Origin of the sequence: Nonomuraea antri (assembly GCF_013283785.1) — a bacterium.
Classification (GTDB): domain Bacteria; phylum Actinomycetota; class Actinomycetes; order Streptosporangiales; family Streptosporangiaceae; genus Nonomuraea; species Nonomuraea antri.
The window spans coordinates 1-21233 of the sequence record NZ_JABCPZ010000199.1; the positions used below are offsets into that span (position 1 = coordinate 1).

Below are 21233 nucleotides of genomic sequence, written 5' to 3' on the forward strand. Positions count from 1 at the left end.
CCCCCGGGCCGGCGGGGGACGGCGGGGGAGTGACGGCGATGGAGGTGGACCTGGGAGTGCCCGAGTCCGTCGAGGCGTTCTGCCGGGCCGCCGGGCACGTCGACATCCTGGTGCACAACGCCGGCGTCTCCGTGGTCGAGCCGTTCGTGGACGGCGACCCGGCGGCCTGGGACCTCATGTGGCGGGTCAACCTGCGCGGCCCCATGCTCATGACGAAGCTGCTGCTCCCCGCCATGATGGCCGGCGGCTGGGGCCGGCTGGTGTTCATCTCCTCCGACGGCGCCCGCGCCGGCTCGGGCGGCGAGGGCGCCTACGCGGCGACCAAGGCGGGCCTGTTCGGCCTGGCCAAGACGCTGGCCAGGGAGGCGGCCAGGGCGAACGTCACGTCCAACGTCGTCTGCCCGGGGCCGACCGACACCCCGATGTTGCGCCGGATCTCCGCCGCCGAGCCCGGGCTGGTCGACAAGATCGCCCGGGGCATCCCGCTACGCCGGCTCGGGACGCCCGCCGACGTCGCGGGCCTGGTCGCCTATCTGTGCACGGACCGCGCCGCCTACGTCACCGGCCAGACCCTGTCGGTGAGCGGCGGCGTCACGATGCAGTGAAGCGATCACAGGCTCTTGTAGACGGCCTCGGCCAGCCGGATGGCGCGCAGGCTGCCGGAGACCGCGCCGGCCATCCGGTTCATGACGTATCCGATCGCCAGCCCGTGCCGCGCGTCGCCCATCCCGAGCGAGCCGCCCATCCCGCTGTGGCCGAACGCGGTCTCCGACGGCATCGGGTACGTCAGCGACGGCACCATGTACCCCAGGCCGAACGCGCTGTCGAGGAACAGCACCCGGTCGGGGCCGTGCACCCGGCGGCGGGTGGCGTCGGCCAGGGTCTCGGGGCGCAGCAGGTCGCCGGCGATCAGCGCGCGGTAGAAGCCGGCCAGGCCCCTGGCCGTGGTGACCATCCCGGCCGCCGGCCAGCCGGTACGCAGGATGACCGGGTGGTTGGCGCCGCCCTTGAGCCGGTGCATGCCGGGGTTGCCGAGTGCCCGGTTCATCAGGCTGTGCGGGTCGAGGGCGGCCTTGGTCATCTCGGCGAGCACGTCCGGCGGTCGTCCGTCCACCGCCTCGGCGGCGGGAGCGGAATCGGGGCCGGGGGCGGGGCGGTCGCCGGCCTTGAGCCTGGCCGTGCGGGCGATGACCGGGGCCGGCGCGCCCACCCACAACTCCAGCTCCAGCGGCCCGGCGATCTCCGCCGCGACCAGCTCGCCCACGGACTTGCCCGTCACCCGCCTGATCACCTCGCCGAGCAGGAAGCCGTAGGTCAGCGCGTGGTACCCGTGCGCCGTCCCCGGCTCCCAGATCGGCGCCTGCCCGGCCAGCCTGGCGGCGATGGCCGGGTGGTCCTCGAACTGCTCCACCGGCACCGGGTCCTCGACCGTCGGCAGCCCCGCCTGGTGGGTGAGCAGGTGCTCGACGGTGATCGCGCCCTTGCCGTGCGCGGCGAACTCCGGCCAGACGTCCGCGACCGGCGCGGTCACGTCCACCAGCCCGCGCTCGGCGAGCTGCAGCAGGACGGTGGCGGTCACCGCCTTGGTGCAGGAGTAGGTGAAGGCCGGGGTGTCCTGCGCCCAGGTTCGTCCGGTGTGCCGGTCGGCGACGCCGTCCCACAGGTCGACCACGAGCTCGCCGTCCAGGTAGACGGCGAACGCGGCGCCGAGCTCCTCGCCGTCGGCGAAATGGCGCTCGAACACCTCGCGGACCCGGGAGAACCGAGGATCGCAGTACATCAGACCTCCGCTGGAAAGGAAGCGCTTACTTGGTTGCAGAGCCTAACAACTGGGGCAGATTCGGCCCAGAGGACCAGCGTGGCACCCTGAACCTGCTCACCCCGCCGGTGGTCCTGGCCGCGCTGGCCGCCGCGACCAGCGGCGAGGTGCTCAGCCTGGCCATGCCGATCAGGGGCGCCACCTCCTCGGCGGCGCCGTCGACCGTGCCGCACCTGCGCGGGCGTCCGCTGCCGCAGCACTTCATGTCCGTGGACGGCGGCGACTACGCGGCCGGCGCGCGCCCGATCGGGGCCGGGCTGCGGATGGCGGACGACGCCCTGATCGTCACCCACCACGGCACCACCACCCACATGGACGCGCTGTGCCACATGTGGTCGGGAGACGAGCTGTACAACGGCCATCCGGCGGCCCGGGTGCGCTCCTACGGCGCGGGACGGTGCGGGATCGAGCAGGTGGGCGGCGTGGTGGCCAGGGGCGTGCTGTTCGACGTGCCGCGCGGCCTCGGCGTCGAGCACCTGCCGGTGGACTTCCGCATCCCCGCCGAGCTGCTGGCGGAGCTCGCGGAGCCGCGTCCCGGAGACGTGGCGGTGATCCGTACCGGCTGGCCCCGGGTGTGGGCGCGCTCGCCCGAGGAGTACTGGTCGGGGCAGCCGGGACTGTCGGCGGCGGCCGGGCGGTGGCTGGCCGAGCGCGACGTCGCCGCGGTGGCCTGCGACAACGCCGCGATCGGCGGGCTCGACGGGCACCAGCGCGCCGCCGAGTCCCTCGACGACGACCTGCACCTGGTGCTGCTGCACCGGCACGGGATCCACCTGATCGAGATGCTCTGGCTGGAGGAGCTGAGCGCGTCGGGACGGACGGAGTTCGTGTTCGTGGTGGCGCCGCTGAAGATCGAGGGCGGCACCGGCAGCCCGGTCAACCCGCTGGCCGTCCTGTGAGCGCGCCGGGTCAGGCGCCCGGGTAGTCGCCGCCGCCGTGCGCGGCGTCGAGCGCGTCGTAGTCGGGGGTGAAGCCGCGCTTGGGTATCGCGTCCGCGAACGCCACGTGCCTGGGCTTCTTGTACGACGCCAGTTCCGCCCGCACGTGCGCGATCACCTCGTCGGCGGTGACGGCGGTGCCGGGCCTGAGCACGACGACGGCCTTGACCGCCTGGTGCCAGGTCTCGTCCGGGACGCCGATGACGGCCGCGTCCGCCACGGCCGGGTGGGTCTTGAGCACGCGTTCGACCTCGGCCGGGTAGACGTTCTCGTTGCCGGACTTGATCATGCGGAGTTTCGGGCCGATGAAGGTGATGGTGCCGTCGGGTTCGCGGCGGCCGAGGTCGCCGGTGTGGTGCCAGTCGTAGACGAACTTTTCCGCATTTAAGTCGGGCCGGGCGAAATATCCGGAAAAGAGGGTTTTGCCGCGCGCACAGATCTCCCCGGTCTCGCCCGGCGGCATCTCCGCGCCGTCCGGCCCGAGAATGCGGACCTGGACCAGCGGCGACGGCCGACCCGCGAACCCCGTGCCGCCGGGCGCCAGGCCGAGGAACGTGAGCATGCCGCCCACCTCGGTCTGCCCGTACCCGCCCATCTTGGAGCGGCACCACGGCGAGTCGTCCACCGTGATCATGGCGTCCCACTCGGCGGAGTGCGACACGAAGCGCAGCGAGGACAGGTCGTACTTGCCGCCCGCGTTCGCCGCCGCGACCGCGTCGATCATCTGGCCGAACAGGAACGCCTGCGTCACCCGCTCGGCGTCGATCAGCCGGCACACCTCCTCGGCCTCGAAGGCGGGGGTGAACACGTTCGTGCCGCCGATCTGCAGGGTGGCCAGGCAGAACATCATCGTGCCGACGTGGAAGAGCGGCCCGTTGTTGAGGAACGTGAAGCCCGGCTCCATCTGGCGCACGACCAGCAGCGACGTGCTGTGCGCGACGAGCGCGGCGCTGCTCAGCAACGCGGCGCTGGGCCGGCCAGCGAAGGCGGCGGTGTAGAGGGCGAGCACCGGCTCGGTGTCGGGCACGCCGGGGAACCCGCCGTCCCGACCGCCCGCGACCAGCGCCTCGTACTCCTCGCCGGCCTGCACCCAGCCGTCGCCGCGCAGGGCCGTGGTCGTCTCGGACGGCTCCCAGACGACCACGCGCGGGCCGAGGTCGTCCAGGACGAAACGCAGCTCGTCCGCCGACTGCCGCCAGTTGGCCGGGCAGAAGATCGCGCCCAGCCGCGAGCAGGCGAGCAGGCACTCCAGGACCGCGTGCGAGTTCCGGCCGAGCCAGAGCACCCGCTCGCCGGCCGTCACGCCGCGCGCCGCCAGCGCCCCGGCCAGGCGCGAGACGCGGGCGTCGAGCTCGGGGTAGGTGAGCCGGACCTCGCCGTCCACCACGGCCGTCACCAGCGGACGGCTGCGGGCGTGGTCGGCGAGGACGTCGGACAACGACAGACTGTGGATCATCTTCGCCTCCGGAGAGCGTCAGTGGAATGCGGGCATGACCTCGGCCGCGAAGAACCGCATGACCTGCTTCATCTCCTCCAGCGGCAGCGGCCTGGTGCTGCCGAAGTCGCACAGCAGGCTGGTGAAGCCGGCCTCGCGCAGGACGGAGATCTGCTCGATCACCCGGGCCGGGTCGCCGATGACCTCCAGCTGCTCCCAGCGGAAGTCCGCCGAGACCGTGCCGCCCTTGAGATAGCGGTCCTGGTAGTACTCGAAGCCCTGGGCCGCCCGGCCGGTCCTCGGGTCGATGGGCGCGCTCTTCTCGTTGAAGATGCGCGAGCGGTCGAAGGAGGCCTCGAAGCGGGCCTGGTCGGCGCGGGCCTGCTCGACCGTGGGCGCGACGTACACGCTGCGGGCCACCACCAGGTCGGCCTGCGGCGGGTGCCCGGCCTGCGCGGCGGTCTCGCGCCAGGTCCGCGCCGCCTTGACCACCTTCCTGAACGGCGCCGCCGGGTCGGCCAGGATGGGCAGGCCGCGCTCGGCGTACATGGTCACGGTCTCCGGCGAGACGGCGGCCACGTGGATCGGCGGGTACGGCGACTGCAGCGGCCGGGGCGCGAGCGATACCTCGGTGCCGGTCTTGTAGAACTTGCCCTCGTGCTGGAACGCCTCCTGCGTCCAGAGCCCGAGCACGACCTCCAGCGCCTCGTTGAACCTGTCGCGGGCCTCGGCCAGGTCGATGCCGAAGCCCTCGAACTCGAAGCTCTGGTATCCGCGTCCGATGCCCAGGTCGAGCCGTCCGCCGGAGAGCACGTCCACCTGCGCGGCCTCCTCGGCCACGTGGATCGGGTTGTGCAGCGGCAGCACGACGATGCCGGTGCCCAGCCTGATCCGCTCGGTGCGGGCGGCGGCGTGGGCGAGCATGGTGAACAGGTTCGGCACGACGCCGTAGTCGCGGAAGTGGTGCTCCGCCAGCCGCACCCCGTCGAACCCCAGTTCCTCGGCCAGTTCGATGAGCTCCAGGTGGTAGTCGTAGACGTCCTTGAAGCTCTGGCCGTCGAAGCGGTGGAAGAGGTGGAAGGTGGAGAACTTCATGCGGCGGCCTCTCAGCGGTGAAATCCAAGCGTGGAAACCAAGCGCTCGCTTGGGAGCGTACCACGGGGAGAGCCACTTCCGTCCAGGGCTGACTCGTGCGCCCCGATGTCAGCTAAAGTCCGGAAAATGCGTATCGCTGCCGCGCAAGCCCGCTGCCCCTGGCTCGCCCCCGAGGCCGGCACCCGCAAGGTCGTCGACCTCCTCCACCAGGCCCGGGCCCAGGACGTGGACCTGCTCGCCTTCCCCGAGACGTTCCTGTCCGGCTACCCGTTCTGGCTGACCCACACCGGCGGCGCGACGTTCGACGACCCGCTGCAGAAGCAGGCGTACGCGTACTACCTGGACGCCGCCGTCGAACTGGCCGGACCCGAACTGCAGACGATCACCGAGGCCGTCCGCGACCTGGGCGTGTTCACCTACCTCGGCATCAGCGAGCGGGCCCGCGGCACGGTCTACTGCACCCTGGTCGCGATCTCGCCGGAGCACGGTCTCGTCGGCGCGCACCGCAAGCTCATGCCCACCTACGAGGAACGCCTGGTCTGGGGCACGGGCGACGGCCACGGCCTCCGGGTCCACCAGGTCGGCGACGTCCGCGTGAGCGGGCTGAACTGCTGGGAGAACTGGATGCCGCTGGCCCGCCAGTCCGTCTACGCCCAGGGCACCGACGTGCACGTGTCGGTCTGGCCCGGCTCGACCGGCCTGACCAGGGACATCACCAGGTTCATCGCCAGGGAGGGCCGCGTCTACTCGCTGGCGGCCGGCGCGCTGATCTCCTACCAGGACGTGCCGTCCGACTTCCCCTTCCACGAGCGGCTGACCGCGATCGAGTCCGGCTACGACGGCGGCTCGGCCATCGCCGGGCCCGACGGCGCGTGGATCGTGCCCCCGGTGTCCGGCGAGGAGCGCCTGATCTGGGCGGACGCCGACCCGGCGCAGGTACGCGGCGAACGGCAGAACTTCGACCCTGCCGGGCACTACAACCGGCCGGACGTGTTCCGCCTGGAGGTGGACCGCCGCCGGCTCAACCCGGCCGAGTTCCGCCAATAGGCTGATCGAGTGACAATCAGCATGCCTGGCCTCACCGCCACAGATCACGAGTTCACCGTTCCGCTCGACCACGGCGACCCCGATGGCCGCACGATCCAGGTGTTCGCCCGCGAGATCCGAGACCCGGCCACCGCCGGCCAGGACCTGCCCTGGATGCTGTTCCTGCAAGGCGGCCCCGGCGGCAAGTCGCCCAGGCTCACCGGCCAGGCGCACTGGGCGCACGTGCTCAAGACGCATCGCGTGCTGCTGCTCGACCAGCGCGGCACCGGCCGCAGCACGCCGGTCACGGCCGCCACGATCCAGGGCTCGGACGCCGAGATCGCGGACTATCTGCGGCACTTCCGCGCCGACGCCATCGTGGCCGACTGCGAGCACATCCGCCGCTCGCTCGGCGTCGAGCAGTGGGAGACCTGGGGCCAGAGCTACGGCGGCTTCATCACCTACACCTACCTGTCCGTCGCCCCCGAGGCGCTGAAGGCCTGCTACATCACCGGCGGCACGCCCGGGCTCGACGTGAGCGCCGACGTCCTGTACACCCGCACGTACGAGCACGTGCGCGGCAAGGTCCGCCGCTACTACCGCCGCTACCCCGGCGACGCCGCCAAGGTCAGGCGCATCGCCGAGCACCTGGCGGAGACCAAGGTCATGCTGCCCGACGGCGACAGGCTCACCGTCGACAGGTTCAAGACCCTCGGCATGCGGCTGGGCACCGGCGACGGCATGGAGAGCCTGCACTGGCTGGTCGACGAGGCCTGGTCGGCGGGCACCCGGCTGACCGACGAGTTCCTGTACTCGGTGATGACCGCCACCGGCTTCGTGGACACGCCGATCTACGCCGTCCTGCACGAGCACTGCTACGCCCAGGGCGCCGGGCCCGCCTGGTCGGCGCAGCGGCTCAAGCCCGCCGACTTCGACGACCCGGAGATGTTCACCGGGGAGATGATCTACCCCTGGATGTTCGAGGAGATCCGGGCGCTGCGCCCGTTCCAGGGCGCCGCCGAGCGGCTGGCGCACGCCGGCGACTGGCCGCTCCTGTACGACCTGGAGCGGCTGGCCGCCAACCAGGTGCCGGTCGCGGCCGTCGCCTACCACGACGACATGTACGTCGACGTCGGCCTGTCGATCGACACCGCCGAGCGCGTCGGCAACGTCCGGCTGTGGGTGACCAACGAGTTCGAGCACGACGCGTTCCGGGTCGCCGCCGACCGCGTCGTGCCCAGGCTCATGGAACTGGCGCGCGGGCCGGTCTAGGACGTGGCCTGCTGCTCGCGCAGCGGCAACCGCACCTCGAACCAGGTGTCACCGGGCACCGACCGGACCTTGATCTCGCCGCTGTGCCGCCCGGCCACGATCCGGTACGAGATGTCCAGGCCGAGCCCGGTGCCCTCGCCCACGCTCTTGGTGGTGAAGAACGGCTCGAAGATCCGGTCCTTGATCGCGTCGGGAACGCCGGGGCCGGTGTCGCCGATCTCCACGATGGCCTCGTCCTCGTCGTGGGAGGTGCGGACGGTCAGCGTGCCCGACTCGCCCATGGCGTCGAGCGCGTTGTGGATCAGGTTCGTCCAGACCTGGTTCAGCTCGCCGGCGTAGCAGGGGATGGGCGGCAGCGTGCGGTCGTAGTCGGTGACCACGGTCACGCCCGGCGGGATCTTGCCGCGGAAGATGGCCACCGTGCTGTCGATCAGGTCGTGCAGGTCGACCTGCTGGAACGGGGCCCGGTCCATCTGCGAATACTGCTTGGCCGAGCGGATCAGCGAGGTGATCCGCTCGGTGGCCTCGGTCACCTCGCTGAGCATCTGCGAGATCTCGATCGCCTCGGCCAGCCAGTGCAGCGCGGCCGGGGTGTGCTCGGCGCCCACCTTGTCGCGGATCTCGTGCAGGTACTCGCTGCTGAAACCGGCGTTGACCAGTGCCGGGGCCAGCTCCCACGCGTCCTCGACGCCGAGCTCGTCCAGTTCCTCGCCCAGTGCGTCCTCGGCGTCGGAGATCTCCAGCGGGGAGCGCTGCGGCTGGTTGCCCAGCGCGTTCGTGCAGTTCTCCTGCGCCTCGATCAGCGTGCGCAGCTTCTCCGGCGGGATGCCCGCCTCGGCGAGCTGGGCGAGCTGGATGCGTGAGGCCTTGATGAGCTGGCGCAGCTCGCTGACCGCGCGCACGGCGGCCGCCGCCGGGTTGTTCAGCTCGTGCGTGAGCCCCGCGGTGATCGTGCCGAGCGCGGTGAGACGCTGCCGCCTGTCGATGACCTCCCGCTGCATCCTGCCGCCCGACATCAGGCCGTCGAGCAGGTGCATCGCCATCGGGAACCACTCGGCCACGATGTAGGCGAACTTCTTGGCCGGCAACATGAACATCCGCGACGGCGCGGTGGCGCGCAGCGTGTGCTGGTAGGTCTGCGGCGCCCGGTCGCCCAGGTAGGCCGAGGTCGCGCCGCCGTAGACGCCCGGCTGGGAGGTGCGCGGCATGGCGACGACGCCCGCCGTCACCGTCTGGTTGAGCATCTGCACCTCGCCCTCGATCAGCACCGCGAAGCACTCGGCCGGATCGCCCTGCGTGACGATGTCCTCGTCCTGGGCGAACCGCTTGACCTGGCCCGAGGTGGCGAGCTTGGTGAGCTGCTCGTCCGTCAGCCGCTCGAACAGGAAGAGCTTGCGTAGTTCGTCTATGTCGATGCTGCTCATTGCTTCTCCAGGTAGCGGTGCACGAGGGAGACCGCCATCGCGCCTTCGCCGACGGCCGAGGCCACCCGCTTGATCGACTCGGCCCGCACGTCACCGGCGGCCAGCACGCCGGGCACGTTGGTCTCCAGGAAGTACGGCTCGCGGCGCAGCGGCCAGTTGCGCGGCCGCTTGCCGCCCTGCAACAGGTCGGGCCCGGTCAGCACGAACCCCTTCTCGTCGCGCTCGACCGTGTCGCCCAGCCACGAGGTGTACGGCTCGGCCCCGATGAACACGAACAGGAACTGCGACTCGACCGTGCGTTCCTCGCCCTTGGTCGACAGCGTGAGCCGCTGCAGGTGGCCGTCGCCGTGCCCGGCCACGACCTGGGTCTCGGTGTGCACCTCGATGTTGGCGTGCGCGGCGATCTGCTCGATCAGGTAGTGCGACATGGACTTCTCCAAACCGTCACTACGCACCAACAGATGGACCTTGCTCGCGAATCCCGCCAGGTAGACGGCCGCCTGCCCGGCCGAGTTGGCCGCGCCGACGATGTAGACCTCGGTGTCGGAGCAGGCCGGCGCCTCGGTCAGGGCGGCGCCGTAGAAGACGCCGCGGCCGACGAAGTCGTCCAGGCCGGGGGCCTCCAGCCGCCGGTAGGTGACGCCGGTGGCCAGGATCACCGCGTGCGCGGCGATCTCGCCGCCGTCCTTGAAGCCGACCACCCTGGCGTTGCCGCGCGGCTCCAGCCGGGTGACCTTGCGCGCGGTGAGCAGCTCCGCGCCGAACTTCATCGCCTGCCTGCGCGCCCGGTCGGCCAGCTGCTGGCCCGACACGCCGTCGGGGAAGCCCAGGTAGTTCTCGATCCTGGAGCTCTGCCCGGCCTGGCCGCCCGAGGCGTGCGCCTCGACCAGCACGGTCCGCAGGCCCTCCGACGCGCCGTACACGGCCGCGCCCAGCCCGGCCGGGCCGCCGCCCACCACGATCAGGTCGTAGAAGTCGGTGGCCGGCACGGTCGACAGGCCCACGGCCGCGGCCAGCGTCGCCTGGTCGGGCGACTGCATCGTCTCGCCGTCGGCGGTGACCACCAGCGGCAGGTGGCACTCGTCGCCCACCGCCGCGACGAGCTGCGCGCCGTCGGGGTCCTCCGCCAGCATCCACTGGTACGGCACGTGGTTGCGGGCCAGGAAGTCACGCACCTGGTACGACCGCGCCGACCAGCGGTCGCCCACCACCCGCAACTCAGAACGCTCCACCCGCTCGGTACGCTGCCAGGCGTCGAGCTGGCCGTCGATCACCGGGTAGAACTTCTCCTCCGGCGGGTCCCACGGCTTCAGCAGGTAATGATCGAGGTCGACCACGTTGATCGCCTGGATCGCCGCGTCGGTGTCGGCGTAGGCGGTCAGCAGCACCCTGCGGGCGTACGGATACATGTCCATCGCGGCCTCGAGGAACTGCACGCCGTTCATCTGCGGCATCCGGTAGTCCGCGAGGATGGCCGCCACCTCGTCGCCGCGCAGGCGCATCTCCTTGACCGCCTCGATGCCCTGCTCGGCGGCCTCGGCGCGGACGATCCTGTACTGCTGACCGTAACGGCGCCTGAGGTCGCGGGCCACCGCCCGTGAAACGCCCGGATCGTCGTCGACCGTCACGATGACCGGCTTGTCCATTCCCCTACCTTCTCCCCAGTGGTCTCTATGGGAAGGATGTCATGGTCGCGTGGATCTTCGGTCACGCGCTCTTATCATGGGCGGATGAACACACGCGAACGCCTGGTCGAGGCCGCTGAGCAGGTGATTCGCGAGTTCGGCATCACCGGCGCGACGACCAGGCGCATCGCCAGGCAGGCCGGCTGCTCCGAGGCGCTGCTCTACAAGCACTTCCCCGGCAAGGAGTCGTTGTTCATGGCCGTCGTGCTGGAACGGATGCCGGCCATGCGCCCGGCGCTGGCCCGGCTGCGCCTGCGCCAGGGCGAGGGGGACGTGAGCGCGAACTTCACCGAGTTCGCCCTGGCCGCGCTGGAGTTCTACACCGGCGTCGCGACCATCGCCTCCGGCATGATGGCCGACCCGTCGCTCATGGCCGGGTTCAAGGCCATGCTGGCCGGGCTCGGCAGCGGGCCGCACATGCCGATCCTGGCGGTGGCCGAGATCCTGCGGGCCGAGCGGGAGCTGGGCAGGCTCGACCCCGGCCTCGACCCCGACGCGGCGGCGAGCCTGCTGCTGGGCGCCTGCTTCCACCGGGCGAACCTGTCGTACTTCGTGGACCTGCCCGACGCCGACGAGGACTGGGCGGCCGCGATCGTGGGGACCCTCTTCAGGCGGTGACGTGCCTCAGGTGGTGACGTGCCTCAGGTGATCACGCGCTTCAGGCGATGACGTGCGCCTCGCCGCCGTCCACCAGCAGCGAGACGCCGTTCACGAACGAGGCCCGCTCGCCGGCCAGGAACGCCACCACGTCGCCGACCTCCTCCGGCCGCCCGACCCGGCCGACCGGCACCTGTGCGGCGCGCTCGGCCAGCCCGGCGTCGCCGCCGGCCGTCGCGCGCAGCCGCTCGGTGTCGATCGGGCCCGGCATCACGTTGTTGACCAGCACGCCGTCGCGGCCCGCCTCGCGCGCCACGGTACGCACGATGCCCGCCACGGCCGAGCGGGTGGCGTTCGACAGCGCCAGGCCGTCGAGCGCCTCCCTGGCCGACCTGCTGGTGATCGTGACGATCCGGCCCCAGCCGCGCGAGCGCATCTCCGGCAGCACGGCCCTGATCAGCCGGACCGTGCCGAGCAGGTTGCGCTGGACGGCCACGTCCCAGTCGGCCGGGCTCGCCTGGTCGAAGCGGCCGGGCGGCGGACCACCGGCGTTGGCCACCAGGATGTCGACCGGGCCGAGCACGTCGCGGGTCTCGTCGACCACCCGCTGCGCGGCGTCCGGGTGCTCCACGTCGGCCAGCACGGCGTGCACCACGCCGCCGAACTCCTGCAGCGCCACGACCGCGTCGGCGAGCCGTTCCGGGTTGCGCGCGCTGACGCAGACGGCACAGCCCTCCCTGGCCAGGCTCTTGGCCGCGGCCAGGCCGATGCCCGCGCTGCCGCCGGTGACGAGTGCGACCTTGCCGGAGATGCCGAGATCCATAGGGGCGACTATAGATCGTCCTGGCCGGGGCCGGGCGGGTCGCCGGGAACGTGTCCCTCGGGCATGACGCGGGCCAGCTTGTCCGGGTTGGCCAGCCCGTACAGGTGCGAGATCCTGCCGTCCTTGACGGCGAAGGTGATGAGCTGGCTGTTCTCGCCCAGGCGCGCCAGCAGCGCGGGGTGGCCGTTGACCTCGATGAGCCGCACCTCGTGCGTCTCGTAGCGGGCCACCACGCCGCTGAAGAAGGCCAGCACCTTGCGCCGGCCGAGGATCGGCCGCAGCGCCGCCCTGACCCTGCCGCCGCCGTCGTTCCAGGCCACCACGTCCTCGTGGAACAGCTCGGTGAGCGATTCGAGGTCGCCGCGCTCGGCGGCCTCCATGAAGCTCCGCAGCAGCCTGGCGTGATCCTCCGTGGACGGCGTGAAGCGGTCGCGGCCCTCCGACACGCGCACCGAGGCGCGGTGGTGCATCTGCCTGGCGTTGGCCACCGAGGAGCCGACGATCTCGGCGATCTCGTCGTAGGGCAGCTCGAACGCCTCGCGCAGCACGAACACCGCCCGCTCCGGCGGCGACAGCTTCTCCATCATGTGCAGCGTCGCGTAGGAGACGGTGTCGCGCAGCTCCGCGGTGTCCAGCGGCCCGGCCTGAGAGGTCAGGACGGGCTCCGGCAGCCACGGCCCGGTGTACGCCTCCCGCTTCACCCGGGCGGAACGCAACTGGTCGAGCGCCAGCCGCGACACCACGGTCACCAGGAACGCCCGCGGCTCCCTGACCTGGCTCTGGTCGGTGCCCTGCCAGCGCAGCCAGGCCTCCTGGACGATGTCTTCCGCGTCCCACATGCTGCCCAGCAACCGGTAGGCCAGCCCGAGCAGCATGGGGCGGTAATCCTCGAAGTCCACGATTCGCATCATGCCGCCAGGACGGCGCGGCAGGCGGGCCGGGGGCGGCCTATGGGTGGAAATGCCGGGATAACCATGATGAGCTTGGCAAGTGGCGAGAAATCTGATCCTGTCTGGAGGACTGTTCCACGACTTCGACGCCACCTCGGCGGCGCTCGCCCAGGTGCTGGCCGAAGCGGGAATCGAGTCGGAGATCACCGAGGACATCGCGGGCGCGCTGAGCGAACCGTCCGAGGTCCAGCTCATCACCGTCAACGCGCTGCGCTGGCAGATGGGCCAGGACCGGTTCGCCGACCTGCGTGACGAGTGGCGCTTCGACTTACCCGCCCAGGCGCGCACCACGCTGCTCGACCACCTCGACCGCGGCGGCGGGCTGCTGTGCATGCACTCGGCCTCGATCTGCTTCGACGACTGGCAGGGCTGGCCGCGCGTCCTCGGCGGCTGCTGGTCCTGGCCCAAGTCCCACCACCCGCCGCTCGGCTGGACCGGCGTACGCGTGCGCGGCACGCACCCGGTGACGGAGGGCCTGCGCGACTTCGACGTGGTGGACGAGGTGTACAGCGACCTGGACGTCCTGCCCGACGTGCGCCCCCTGGCCTCCGCCATGGGCCAGCCCCTGATCTGGGCCAGGCACGTCCGCCGGGGCCGCGTCTTCTACGACGCCCTGGGCCACGACACCAGGTCCTACGACAACGAGGTGCACCGCACCCTCCTCCAGCGCGCCGCCCTCTGGCTGCTCAAACGCCCCCTGACCATCTCCGACTGACACGCACCCGATCCGTCCGACACCGGAACGCGTGAACCCACGGCGAGGAACGCCGAGCGACTTTAGGATATTCTTAAGTTGACGGTCGGCGAGGGGCGCGACGATGGAGGAGTGGGAGATTTTCTTCACCGAAGAGGTGGGGGATTTTCTGGACAAGCTCTATGAGAGCGACCGTGATTCACACAAGGCGGTCAACCAGGCGATCTTGGTGTTGGAGCGCAACGGGCCATCGGAAGGGCGGCCCCTGGTGGACACGGTCAGTGGTGCCAAGATTCCCAATATGAAGGAGCTGCGACCGGGATCCACGGGTCGTAGCGAGATCCGCATTCTGTTCGTGTTCGACCCATGGCGCGCCGCCATACTGCTGGTCGCCGGTGACAAGGCGGGGAACTGGCGGAGGTGGTATCAGCAGGCGATACCCCAGGCCGAGCGGTTGTACGAGGAATACCTGACGGAGCGGCAGAAGGAGTTGGGCCCGTGAGCGGCTATCGGCGTTGGCGTGAGAGCGGGCACCTCGAGCGTGCCATCGAGAGCGCCGGGGGCCAGGAGCGGTTCGAGAGTGAGCTGCAGCGCTCGCGGGCGGAAGCGCAGGGCTGGCGGCTGGCGGAGATGCGTAAGCGCCGCGGTCTGACCCAGGCGCAGGTGGCGGAGCGGATGGAGATCTCGATCGCGCGGGTGTCACAGATCGAAGGCGGGGATGTCTCCACACGGGAGGTTCTCGACCGCTACGTCGCTGCTCTTGGGGGCACGCTCAAGCTCATCGCCGACTTCGGTGATGAGCAGCTCAAGGTGAGCTGATCAGGCAGGCGGAATCCGGGCCGGCGGCGCGCGCTGCCGCCGACCGAGGATCCGGGGGTCACTCGGGTGTCAGGAGGCGGGCCGACTCGGACTCCTGGGCCAGGCGGCGGAGTGCGTCGAACGCCTTGCCGTACAGGACCGTGCCGAGCACCAGGGCCTCCACGGCGGCGTCGCGCGGCCCGTCGAACGGGATCGTGCCGATCTCCTGCTCGACGACCAGCCGCTGGGCGGTCCGCGCGTAGTACGACAGGTCGGTCGACAGGCCGAGCTGGCGCATGCGCAGCACGGTCTGGGTCAGCTCGTCGCGGGCGGGCGCGTCGAGCCCGACGTTCCAGCCGCACTCGGCGACGAGCGCGTCGACCTCGGCCCTGGCCGCCTGCCAGTCGTCCCCGGACTCGGGTTCCACCTTGGGGGCGATGGCGTAGTGCGCGACGCCGAGCATGCGGTGGATGGGCAGCGATTCGTCCTCCACCGCCTCGATGATGCGCTTGATCGAGGCCACCGGCAGCCGGCCCACCTCGAGCAGCGCCCTGATCAGGCGGAGTCTGCGCAGGTGGGAGGCGTCGTAGTCGGCGCGGGTCGCGGCCATCTGCTCGCCCTGATGCAGCAGGCCCTCCCGGAGGTAGTACTTGATCGTCGGGATGGCCACGCCGGACTCGGCACTCAGTTCGGAGATGCGCATCAATGGATAATAGCGCTATCCAGTTCGGGCCAGGTGACGGGCCGCGCTGACCAGGTCGTGCACCTCCGTCTGACGGTTCCACAGCAGCACCACCTCGATCGGCGGCACGTCCTCCTTGATCGGGACGAACGCCAGCCCCTCGGGCAGCGTCACCCCCTCGTGCACGCACAACGCGTACCCCGCGCCCGACTCCACCTGGTTCATCACCAGATCGTGCGTGGCCGCCGACGGCCCGAGCCTGGGATGCAGCCCATGCCGGACGAACCCTTCGAGGAACCGCCGAGCCCCCGCCACCGCGTCGGACTCCGGCATGATCAGCGGCTCGGCGGCGAGATCGGCCAGCGACAACGCCTCGTGCCCGGCCAGCGGATGCCCGCGCGGCAGCAGCGCGCGCACCGGGTACCTGTGCACTAGCAGGCGGGCCACGCCCCTCGGCAGCGAACCCGGCGCGTAGCCGAGGCCGGCCTGCAGCGCGCCGTCCACGATCGAGACGATCTGCTCGGCGGTGCCGGTGGGGACCACGCTCAGCCGCGTGTTCTGCAACTGCGACAGCAGCCGCGCCATCACGTCGGCCAGGCCGTCGGCCACGCCCAGCCTGGTGGTCTGCCCGGTGCCGCGGGCCGCGGCCACGGCCCGCTCGTAGGCGTCGACCGCCACGGTGGCCTGGGCCAGGAACACCTCACCCGCCTCGGTGAGCTGCACGCCGCTGGACGAACGGCTGAACAACTCGACCCCGATCTCCTTCTCCAGCGCCTTGAGCTGCTCCGACAGCGTGGGCTGCGCGATGCCGAGCGCCGCCGAGGCGCGGCGCAGGCTGCCCGCGCGGGCGATCGCCATGGCATATCGGACGTAGCGTAGATCCATCGCTCACCTCGGCGTGATGATGATGGGCTATCGGATGATCGCACCTCGGCATTACAGGGCGGGATAGCCGCGGTGAAGGTGTTCAGTTACCTCCCGGTGACGTCAGTCGACCCGTCATAACCTGTCCTACCGGCCAAAATGCTATGAGGGCTGCTCGCACGCGTCCCTTTACTCTCGGGTGGACCATTCGTTCTCGCTCACGAGGAGCTGGTTCTCGATGCTCAAGCCGCGCAGCGCGCTGGGCTGGATCCATCTGACCGTCTGCACCGCGCTCGTCGCCGGGGTCGCCGTCGCGGGGGTCTCCGCGGTGGCGCAGGCGGGCGGGGGACAACACTTATCGGTAGTCGTCCGCGACGTCTCGGGCAAGACGGTCGGCTGGGGCGGCGTCATGCGCGAGGGATTCGGCAAGACCCGGTTGTCGTTCTCGTTCCGTGGCCTGGCGCCCGGTTATCACGGCTTCCACGTCCACACGACCGGGGTCTGCGATCCCGCCGCGATCGACCCGTCCACCGGCAAGGTCTCGCCGTTCTTCACCGCCGGCGGGCACCTCGCCCTGGAGCAGGCCGGGCACGGCGACCACTCCGGCGACCTGCCCTCGCTGCTCGTCGCCAAGGACGGCGCCGGCTCGCTGTCCTTCGTCACCGACAGGTTCAAGCTCAGTCAGCTCACCGACGCCGACGGCAGCGCGATCATGGTGCACGCGCTGCCCGACAACTACGCCAACATCCCCGAGCGCTACAGCCCGACCGGCCCGGACGAGGCCACGCTGCGGACCGGCGACGCCGGCGGCCGAGTGGCCTGCGGAGTGATCAAGTAAGCCCGCGGTACTGGACGTGCCTGGCCGACCGGCCCGGGTAGATCACGAGCAGATGCTGCTCCAGCGGTCCTGAACCGCCGGCGTAGACCCGCAGCCGGTAGCGTCCCGCGCCCTTGATCGCCGCGTTGAGCGGCGGCGTCTCGGCTTCCTCGCCGCCGCCCGACGCGGCGTGCTCGGGCACGCCGAGGTGACCGGTGCGGCTGAGCACGCCGACCTCGGCCACGTACTCCCAGCCCTTGAGCCGCAGCGGGGGACGCGTGGCGAACGCCTTCACGGTCAGGCACACGGGTCCCGACTCGCCGAGGGGCAGCACGAACGCGGTGGAGCCCTCGGCGGCGACGAGCCCGCCCTTCGGGGTCACGTCGGACACGTCCTCCTCCCCGGCTTCGTCCGCGTAGTCGTGGACGGCGTACGCGCCGACCTCGCCCAGGTCCAGCACGCCGGTGCGCTGGGCCGCCGCGCGCACCCCGGGCCAGGGGTCCGTGCACTGGGCGGCCAGCTCGGCCTCGTCGGCGGCCGACTCCGCCCGCATCTTCTCCGCCTGGTCCGCCGCCGACAGCAGCAGGTCGGGCTTTCTGGCGCCGACCACGTCGGGGCAGAGGAACACCAGGGTCTCGTCCTCCACGCCCCACCCGCGGGTGCTGCCCGCCTCGCTCAGCACCGCCAGCTTCTCCGCCTCGTCGCGGGCGGTGCACAGGCGCCTGCCGTAGGCGAGCACGTCCTCGTCGGACAGGGCCGAGGGGAACAGCGGCGGGAAGCCGTCGCGCATGAAGCGGGTCCGGCAGAGGAAGACCTTCTCGCGGTCCTCGGGCCTGGCGTCGCCGTAGCCGAGCTGCCCGATCCGGTCCGTGCCGCACACGTCGTCCCACCCGGCGTTCGGCCCGGCGTCATGCCCGGCGTCGGCGGCCTGGCGTCCGGCCTCGGAGACGAACGTCAGGGGGAGCAGCAGCAGGAGGACGGCCGCCACCGCGCCTGCCTTGATCAGCGGGGACGGCCCGCCGCCCGCGGGCGTGCCGGTCGTCTCGGGGCCGGCGAGCTCGTGGGCCGAGCGGACCAGCCACACCGCGTGGAACACGCCGACCGCCGCCGCGACGTGGATCGTGTCGGGCGCCGCGCGGTCGAGCCACGCCTGCAGGCCCGCTTCGAGCAACATGGTGATCAGCGACAACACCAGCGAGACGCGGCCGACGTTGACGGTGGTGTCGCTCCAGCGGCCGTCGCGCCACTGGCCCACCAGGATCAGCACCTGCCAGAGCAGGCCGGTCATGGCGAGCATGTAGAGAACTTCGGGCACGTCCACGCCGGGGATCTCGTCGAGCGCGGGGCCTGCCACGGACAGCGCGGCGAGGCCGGCCGTCACGAGCGCGAGCCCGCGCAGGACCGCCGAACGCCAGTCGAGCACCAGCACGAACAGTACGTACAGGGGCGCCCACAGAGCCCCGGCGACGGCCTCCGCGGTCAGGTCGGGGAACCGGTACGTGACGAGCCAGAGGACCAGGATCTCGGCGACGGCCAGGTAGAGCAGGCGGCGCAGCCAGACCACCCGCCGGTCGGCCGGCCGGGCCCGGCGCCCGGGCACGGTGAAGATCTGCTGGAACAGCCAGGCCTTGAGCCCGGCGACCACGGTCAGCCCGGCCACCGCCACGACCGGGTCAGGCCGGACGAACTCCGCGAGCAGGACGTCCTGCGGCAGCCAGAGCACGGCCAGCTGGTACGGGCCGAGATCCCCTTCGGCGAAGCCGATCGCCGCGCCCGTCGCCACGGTGGCCAGGTAGATCCCGGCCACCCACCATCCCAGCCGCCGCCATAACACGCCGAGCCCTCCTCGTGGGTGAGAAAGATGATCGTAATGCTCCGCCCACCCGAGCAAGCGCTTGTCTTCGCTGGCTCGGCCGGTTAGCGTGACCCGCGGGCACCACGATCGTCGCCCGCCGGGATGGAATCGCGCCCCGTCCCCGGCGGGCGACCAGGGGAGGGCGCATGCAGCCGTTCGCCGGCCGGGCGGCCGTGGCCGGAATCGGGATGACCGCGCTGACCAGGCGGTCGGGCCGGACCGAGCGGGACCTCGCCACCGAGGCGTGCCTGGCCGCCTGCGCCGACGCGGGGATCGACGCCCGCGACGTGGACGCGCTGCTCAGCTACCACATGAACGACTCCGCGCCGGTGGTCCAGGTGGCCAGGGCGCTCGGCATCGACCGGCTCGGCTGGCACAACGACATCGCCGGCGGCGGGACGCAGGCCGCGTCCATCCTGGGTGACGCGGCGATGCTGATCCACGCGGGTCTGGCCAGGAACGTCCTGATCTACCGGGCGCTGAACGGCCGCTCGGGCACCCGGATGAACACGGTCTCCACCGGCCCGCAGGAGCGCTTCACCTACGGGATGGCCGGGCCGATCCCGCTGTTCGCGCTGGCCGCCACCCGGTACCTGCACGACACCGGGCTGACCGGGGAACACCTGCACGCCGTCGTCGCCCAGTCCAGGGACAACGCCGAGGCCAATCCCAGGGCGCTGCGCAGGGAGCCGCTGGCGCTGGGCGACTACCTGGCCAAGCCGTACGTGTGCACGCCGCTGCGTACCGCCGACTGCTGCCAGGAGACCGACGGCGCGTGCGCGCTGCTGGTCAGCGGCGTGCTCGACGGGCCGCGGATCCGGGCGGTGGTGCGCGGCGGCGGGCCCGGCTGCTCGGCCATGGACCGGGCGCAGGACGTCACCGCGATCTTCTCCGCGTACGTGGCGCCGATGCTCTGGCAGGCCTCCGGGATGCGGCCGTCGGACGTGGACGCGGCGCTGCCGTACGACGCCTACTCCTGGCTCGTCCCGCGCCAGCTGGAGGACTTCGGGCTGGTCGGCCGGGCCGATCTCGGGCCGTACCTGCTGGAGCGGCGGCACGCCTGGGTGAACCCGCACGGCGGGCTGCTGTCGGAGGGCTACGTGCACGGGCTGAACAACGTGGCCCAGGCGGTCAGGGAACTGCGGTCGGGGCGCGAGGTGGCGCTGGTGACGGGGTTCGGCGGCGGATACGGCAGCGCGGCGCTCCTCACCGCCTGAAAATTCACCTGAAATGCTGACGGGGTGGCCGACATGTAAGGGATGCCCGACGCCCTTACCGTGGATCGAGGAAGCCCGTGGACGATGACCGGAGACGCCGGTTCGAGGACGTCTACGCCCAGACCTACGAACAGATCCTCGGCTACGCGATGCGGCGCTGCGACTCCCCGGAGGACGCGGCGGACGTGGTGGCCGAGACGTTCGCGGTCGCCTGGCGGCGCGTGGACCTCCTGCCAGGGGGCGGGGAGGCCAGGCTCTGGCTGTACGGGGTGGCCAGGAACGTGCTGGCCAACCACCGGCGGGGGGACGCCAGGCGGCGGCTCAGGAACGTCCGGCTCGACACCGACATCGCCGACCTCTACGCCCGCACGCCGGAGTGCGGCGTCGAGCTGAGCGACATCGCGCGGGCCTTCGGCGCGCTGCCCGAGGACGACCGCGAGCTGCTGTCACTGGTGGCCTGGGAGGGGCTGGACCACGGGCAGATCGCCAAGATCCTCAACTGTTCCCGCAACGCCGTGCGGATCCGGCTCTACCGGGCACGCCGCCGCTTCTCGCACGCGCTGGCCGACGTCGGGATCGCCGTCAACCGAGTGGCCGTGGAGAGCGCATGAACGAGCTGAGCCCGCTCGCGCGGGTCAGGGACGAGGAACTGGCGGGTCAGGCGTCCGGCGCGGGGGCGCGGGCGCTGCTGACCGACCTCCTCGCGACCGACCCCGACTCACCTGCTGAGATCACCACGCCCGCATGGGACGTCCGATCGCGAAGGCGAGGGTGGTGGGCGCGCCGGCTGCTGGTGACCGTGGTCGCCGCGGCGGCGCTGGCCGCGGGCACGCTGATCGTGCCCGGCGTGCTCACCGGCCCGGCCACCGCGGTCTCCTACACCAGCGACGAACTGGACATCACGCAGGTCGACGGCCAGTGGGTGGCCAGGATCAAGGACCCGTACGCCGAGCACGAGAAGTACACCCGGGGCTTCTCCACCGTCGGGCTCAGGCTGAAGCTGGAGCTCGTGCCGGTGTCCCCGAGCCAGGTCGGCATGGTGGTCGAGCAGTCGGCGGCCGGGGGTGCGCTGCGGGTGGGCAGGGAACCCGAGAACTGCGCGCTGGAGACCCCGGGCTGCGCTTTGGTGATCAGGATCCCGGTGGGCTTCGCCGAGGCGGCGGACGTGAAGTTCGGCCGCGGCGCGCGTCCGGGGGAGGGCTACGCGCTGCCCGGGCCGGCCAACGGGCCGGGGGAGCCGAT

The 21233-nt window shown here is 71.5% G+C and carries 21 protein-coding genes and 1 pseudogene; 12 read left to right on the forward strand and 10 right to left on the reverse strand.

Translation table 11 applies throughout. The features are described from left to right. Positions 1 to 605: SDR family NAD(P)-dependent oxidoreductase (locus HII36_RS41930; protein ID WP_173528913.1), on the forward strand; the 605-nt coding region annotated here is incomplete at its 5' end. Between the two features lie 5 nt (positions 606 to 610). Here HII36_RS41930 and HII36_RS41935 read toward each other — a convergent pair. After that, positions 611 to 1780, reverse strand: coding sequence for a serine hydrolase domain-containing protein (locus HII36_RS41935; protein WP_173528914.1), 1170 nt, complete (start codon positions 1778 to 1780; stop codon positions 611 to 613). A gap of 29 nt (positions 1781 to 1809) precedes the next feature. Between HII36_RS41935 and HII36_RS41940 the strand changes: the two genes are divergently transcribed. Continuing rightward, complete coding sequence (locus tag HII36_RS41940) at positions 1810 to 2718, forward strand: cyclase family protein (protein ID WP_173528915.1); 909 nt, start codon at positions 1810 to 1812, stop codon at positions 2716 to 2718. Between the two features lie 10 nt (positions 2719 to 2728). Here HII36_RS41940 and HII36_RS41945 read toward each other — a convergent pair whose 3' ends face one another. Continuing rightward, complete coding sequence (locus HII36_RS41945; RefSeq protein ID WP_173528916.1) at positions 2729 to 4213, reverse strand: AMP-binding protein; 1485 nt, start codon at positions 4211 to 4213, stop codon at positions 2729 to 2731. A gap of 18 nt (positions 4214 to 4231) precedes the next feature. Then, positions 4232 to 5287, reverse strand: a complete 1056-nt coding sequence (locus HII36_RS41950) for an LLM class flavin-dependent oxidoreductase (protein WP_173528917.1) — start codon at positions 5285 to 5287, stop codon at positions 4232 to 4234. Positions 5288 to 5413: 126 nt separating this feature from the next. Between HII36_RS41950 and HII36_RS41955 the strand changes: the two genes are divergently transcribed. Next, positions 5414 to 6334, forward strand: coding sequence for a carbon-nitrogen hydrolase family protein (locus HII36_RS41955; protein ID WP_173528918.1), 921 nt, complete (start codon positions 5414 to 5416; stop codon positions 6332 to 6334). A 9-nt stretch (positions 6335 to 6343) separates the two neighbouring features. After that, positions 6344 to 7585, forward strand: coding sequence for an alpha/beta fold hydrolase (locus HII36_RS41960; protein ID WP_328808135.1), 1242 nt, complete (start codon positions 6344 to 6346; stop codon positions 7583 to 7585). On the opposite strand, the gene HII36_RS41965 is transcribed toward HII36_RS41960, so the two are convergent. Both HII36_RS41965 and HII36_RS41970 read right to left on the reverse strand, forming a co-directional pair. Beyond that, positions 7582 to 9009, reverse strand: a complete 1428-nt coding sequence (locus tag HII36_RS41965; RefSeq protein ID WP_173528919.1) for an ATP-binding protein — start codon at positions 9007 to 9009, stop codon at positions 7582 to 7584. The genes HII36_RS41960 and HII36_RS41965 overlap by 4 nt on opposite strands. Further along, positions 9006 to 10655, reverse strand: a complete 1650-nt coding sequence (locus HII36_RS41970; protein ID WP_173528920.1) for an FAD-dependent oxidoreductase — start codon at positions 10653 to 10655, stop codon at positions 9006 to 9008. The genes HII36_RS41965 and HII36_RS41970 overlap by 4 nt, the downstream gene beginning before the upstream one ends. Before the next feature lie 84 nt (positions 10656 to 10739). Here HII36_RS41970 and HII36_RS41975 point away from each other — a divergent pair, with 84 nt between their 5' ends. Continuing rightward, positions 10740 to 11312 carry a TetR/AcrR family transcriptional regulator gene (locus HII36_RS41975; RefSeq protein ID WP_173528921.1) on the forward strand — a complete coding sequence of 191 codons (573 nt, stop codon included), beginning with the start codon at positions 10740 to 10742 and terminating at the stop codon, positions 11310 to 11312. A 40-nt stretch (positions 11313 to 11352) separates the two neighbouring features. Here HII36_RS41975 and HII36_RS41980 read toward each other — a convergent pair whose 3' ends face one another. After that, positions 11353 to 12114, reverse strand: a complete 762-nt coding sequence (locus tag HII36_RS41980; RefSeq protein ID WP_173528922.1) for an SDR family oxidoreductase — start codon at positions 12112 to 12114, stop codon at positions 11353 to 11355. Between the two features lie 8 nt (positions 12115 to 12122). Continuing rightward, complete coding sequence (locus HII36_RS41985) at positions 12123 to 13013, reverse strand: RNA polymerase sigma-70 factor (RefSeq protein WP_407940860.1); 891 nt, start codon at positions 13011 to 13013, stop codon at positions 12123 to 12125. A gap of 91 nt (positions 13014 to 13104) precedes the next feature. Between HII36_RS41985 and HII36_RS41990 the strand changes: the two genes are divergently transcribed. The 3 genes from HII36_RS41990 to HII36_RS42000 all read left to right on the forward strand — a co-directional run bounded on the left by HII36_RS41990 (position 13105) and on the right by HII36_RS42000 (position 14577). Continuing rightward, positions 13105 to 13779, forward strand: a complete 675-nt coding sequence (locus HII36_RS41990) for a ThuA domain-containing protein (RefSeq protein ID WP_173528923.1) — start codon at positions 13105 to 13107, stop codon at positions 13777 to 13779. Between the two features lie 103 nt (positions 13780 to 13882). Further along, entirely contained in the window at positions 13883 to 14260 is a 378-nt protein-coding gene (locus HII36_RS41995; protein WP_173528924.1) for a type II toxin-antitoxin system RelE/ParE family toxin, read from the forward strand. Beyond that, positions 14257 to 14577 carry a helix-turn-helix domain-containing protein gene (locus tag HII36_RS42000; RefSeq protein ID WP_173528925.1) on the forward strand — a complete coding sequence of 107 codons (321 nt, stop codon included), beginning with the start codon at positions 14257 to 14259 and terminating at the stop codon, positions 14575 to 14577. Before HII36_RS41995 ends, HII36_RS42000 begins: the two co-directional genes overlap by 4 nt. Before the next feature lie 58 nt (positions 14578 to 14635). Here HII36_RS42000 and HII36_RS42005 read toward each other — a convergent pair whose 3' ends face one another. Together HII36_RS42005 and HII36_RS42010 are read right to left on the reverse strand one after the other, a co-directional pair. Further along, on the reverse strand, positions 14636 to 15259 hold the full coding sequence (locus HII36_RS42005) for a MerR family transcriptional regulator (protein WP_173528926.1): 624 nt from the start codon (positions 15257 to 15259) through the stop codon (positions 14636 to 14638). Between the two features lie 15 nt (positions 15260 to 15274). Next, a complete protein-coding gene (locus tag HII36_RS42010) occupies positions 15275 to 16123 on the reverse strand; it encodes a LysR family transcriptional regulator (protein WP_173528927.1) in 849 nt (282 codons plus the stop codon). Positions 16124 to 16340: 217 nt separating this feature from the next. Here HII36_RS42010 and HII36_RS42015 point away from each other — a divergent pair, with 217 nt between their 5' ends. Further along, complete coding sequence (locus HII36_RS42015) at positions 16341 to 16940, forward strand: superoxide dismutase family protein (protein WP_217370634.1); 600 nt, start codon at positions 16341 to 16343, stop codon at positions 16938 to 16940. Here the strand turns inward: HII36_RS42015 and HII36_RS42020 are convergent. Then, entirely contained in the window at positions 16933 to 18753 is a 1821-nt protein-coding gene (locus tag HII36_RS42020; RefSeq protein WP_173528928.1) for a hypothetical protein, read from the reverse strand. The genes HII36_RS42015 and HII36_RS42020 overlap by 8 nt on opposite strands. 167 nt (positions 18754 to 18920) lie before the next feature. Here HII36_RS42020 and HII36_RS42025 point away from each other — a divergent pair, with 167 nt between their 5' ends. From HII36_RS42025 to HII36_RS42035, 3 genes and pseudogenes are all read left to right on the forward strand, one after another. Next, positions 18921 to 19991: a thiolase C-terminal domain-containing protein gene (locus tag HII36_RS42025; protein WP_173528929.1), complete on the forward strand. Its 1071-nt coding sequence runs from the start codon at positions 18921 to 18923 to the stop codon at positions 19989 to 19991. A 77-nt stretch (positions 19992 to 20068) separates the two neighbouring features. Further along, positions 20069 to 20602, forward strand: coding sequence for an RNA polymerase sigma factor (locus HII36_RS42030; protein ID WP_173528930.1), 534 nt, complete (start codon positions 20069 to 20071; stop codon positions 20600 to 20602). Then, positions 20599 to 21233, forward strand: a pseudogene (locus tag HII36_RS42035) (hypothetical protein); the annotation flags it as partial. The gene HII36_RS42030 and the pseudogene HII36_RS42035, both read left to right, overlap by 4 nt.

Coding starts and splice junctions, on each gene's coding strand:
- HII36_RS41995 (WP_173528924.1), top strand. CDS start 13,883: ATGGAGGAGTGGGAGATTTTCTTCACCGAAGAGGTGGGGGATTTTCTG.
- HII36_RS41965 (WP_173528919.1), bottom strand. CDS start 9,009: ATGAGCAGCATCGACATAGACGAACTACGCAAGCTCTTCCTGTTCGAG.
- HII36_RS41975 (WP_173528921.1), top strand. CDS start 10,740: ATGAACACACGCGAACGCCTGGTCGAGGCCGCTGAGCAGGTGATTCGC.
- HII36_RS41950 (WP_173528917.1), bottom strand. CDS start 5,287: ATGAAGTTCTCCACCTTCCACCTCTTCCACCGCTTCGACGGCCAGAGC.
- HII36_RS42010 (WP_173528927.1), bottom strand. CDS start 16,123: ATGGATCTACGCTACGTCCGATATGCCATGGCGATCGCCCGCGCGGGC.
- HII36_RS42015 (WP_217370634.1), top strand. CDS start 16,341: ATGCTCAAGCCGCGCAGCGCGCTGGGCTGGATCCATCTGACCGTCTGC.
- HII36_RS42025 (WP_173528929.1), top strand. CDS start 18,921: ATGCAGCCGTTCGCCGGCCGGGCGGCCGTGGCCGGAATCGGGATGACC.
- HII36_RS41935 (WP_173528914.1), bottom strand. CDS start 1,780: ATGTACTGCGATCCTCGGTTCTCCCGGGTCCGCGAGGTGTTCGAGCGC.
- HII36_RS42005 (WP_173528926.1), bottom strand. CDS start 15,259: ATGCGCATCTCCGAACTGAGTGCCGAGTCCGGCGTGGCCATCCCGACG.
- HII36_RS41980 (WP_173528922.1), bottom strand. CDS start 12,114: ATGGATCTCGGCATCTCCGGCAAGGTCGCACTCGTCACCGGCGGCAGC.
- HII36_RS41970 (WP_173528920.1), bottom strand. CDS start 10,655: ATGGACAAGCCGGTCATCGTGACGGTCGACGACGATCCGGGCGTTTCA.
- HII36_RS41945 (WP_173528916.1), bottom strand. CDS start 4,213: ATGATCCACAGTCTGTCGTTGTCCGACGTCCTCGCCGACCACGCCCGC.
- HII36_RS41955 (WP_173528918.1), top strand. CDS start 5,414: ATGCGTATCGCTGCCGCGCAAGCCCGCTGCCCCTGGCTCGCCCCCGAG.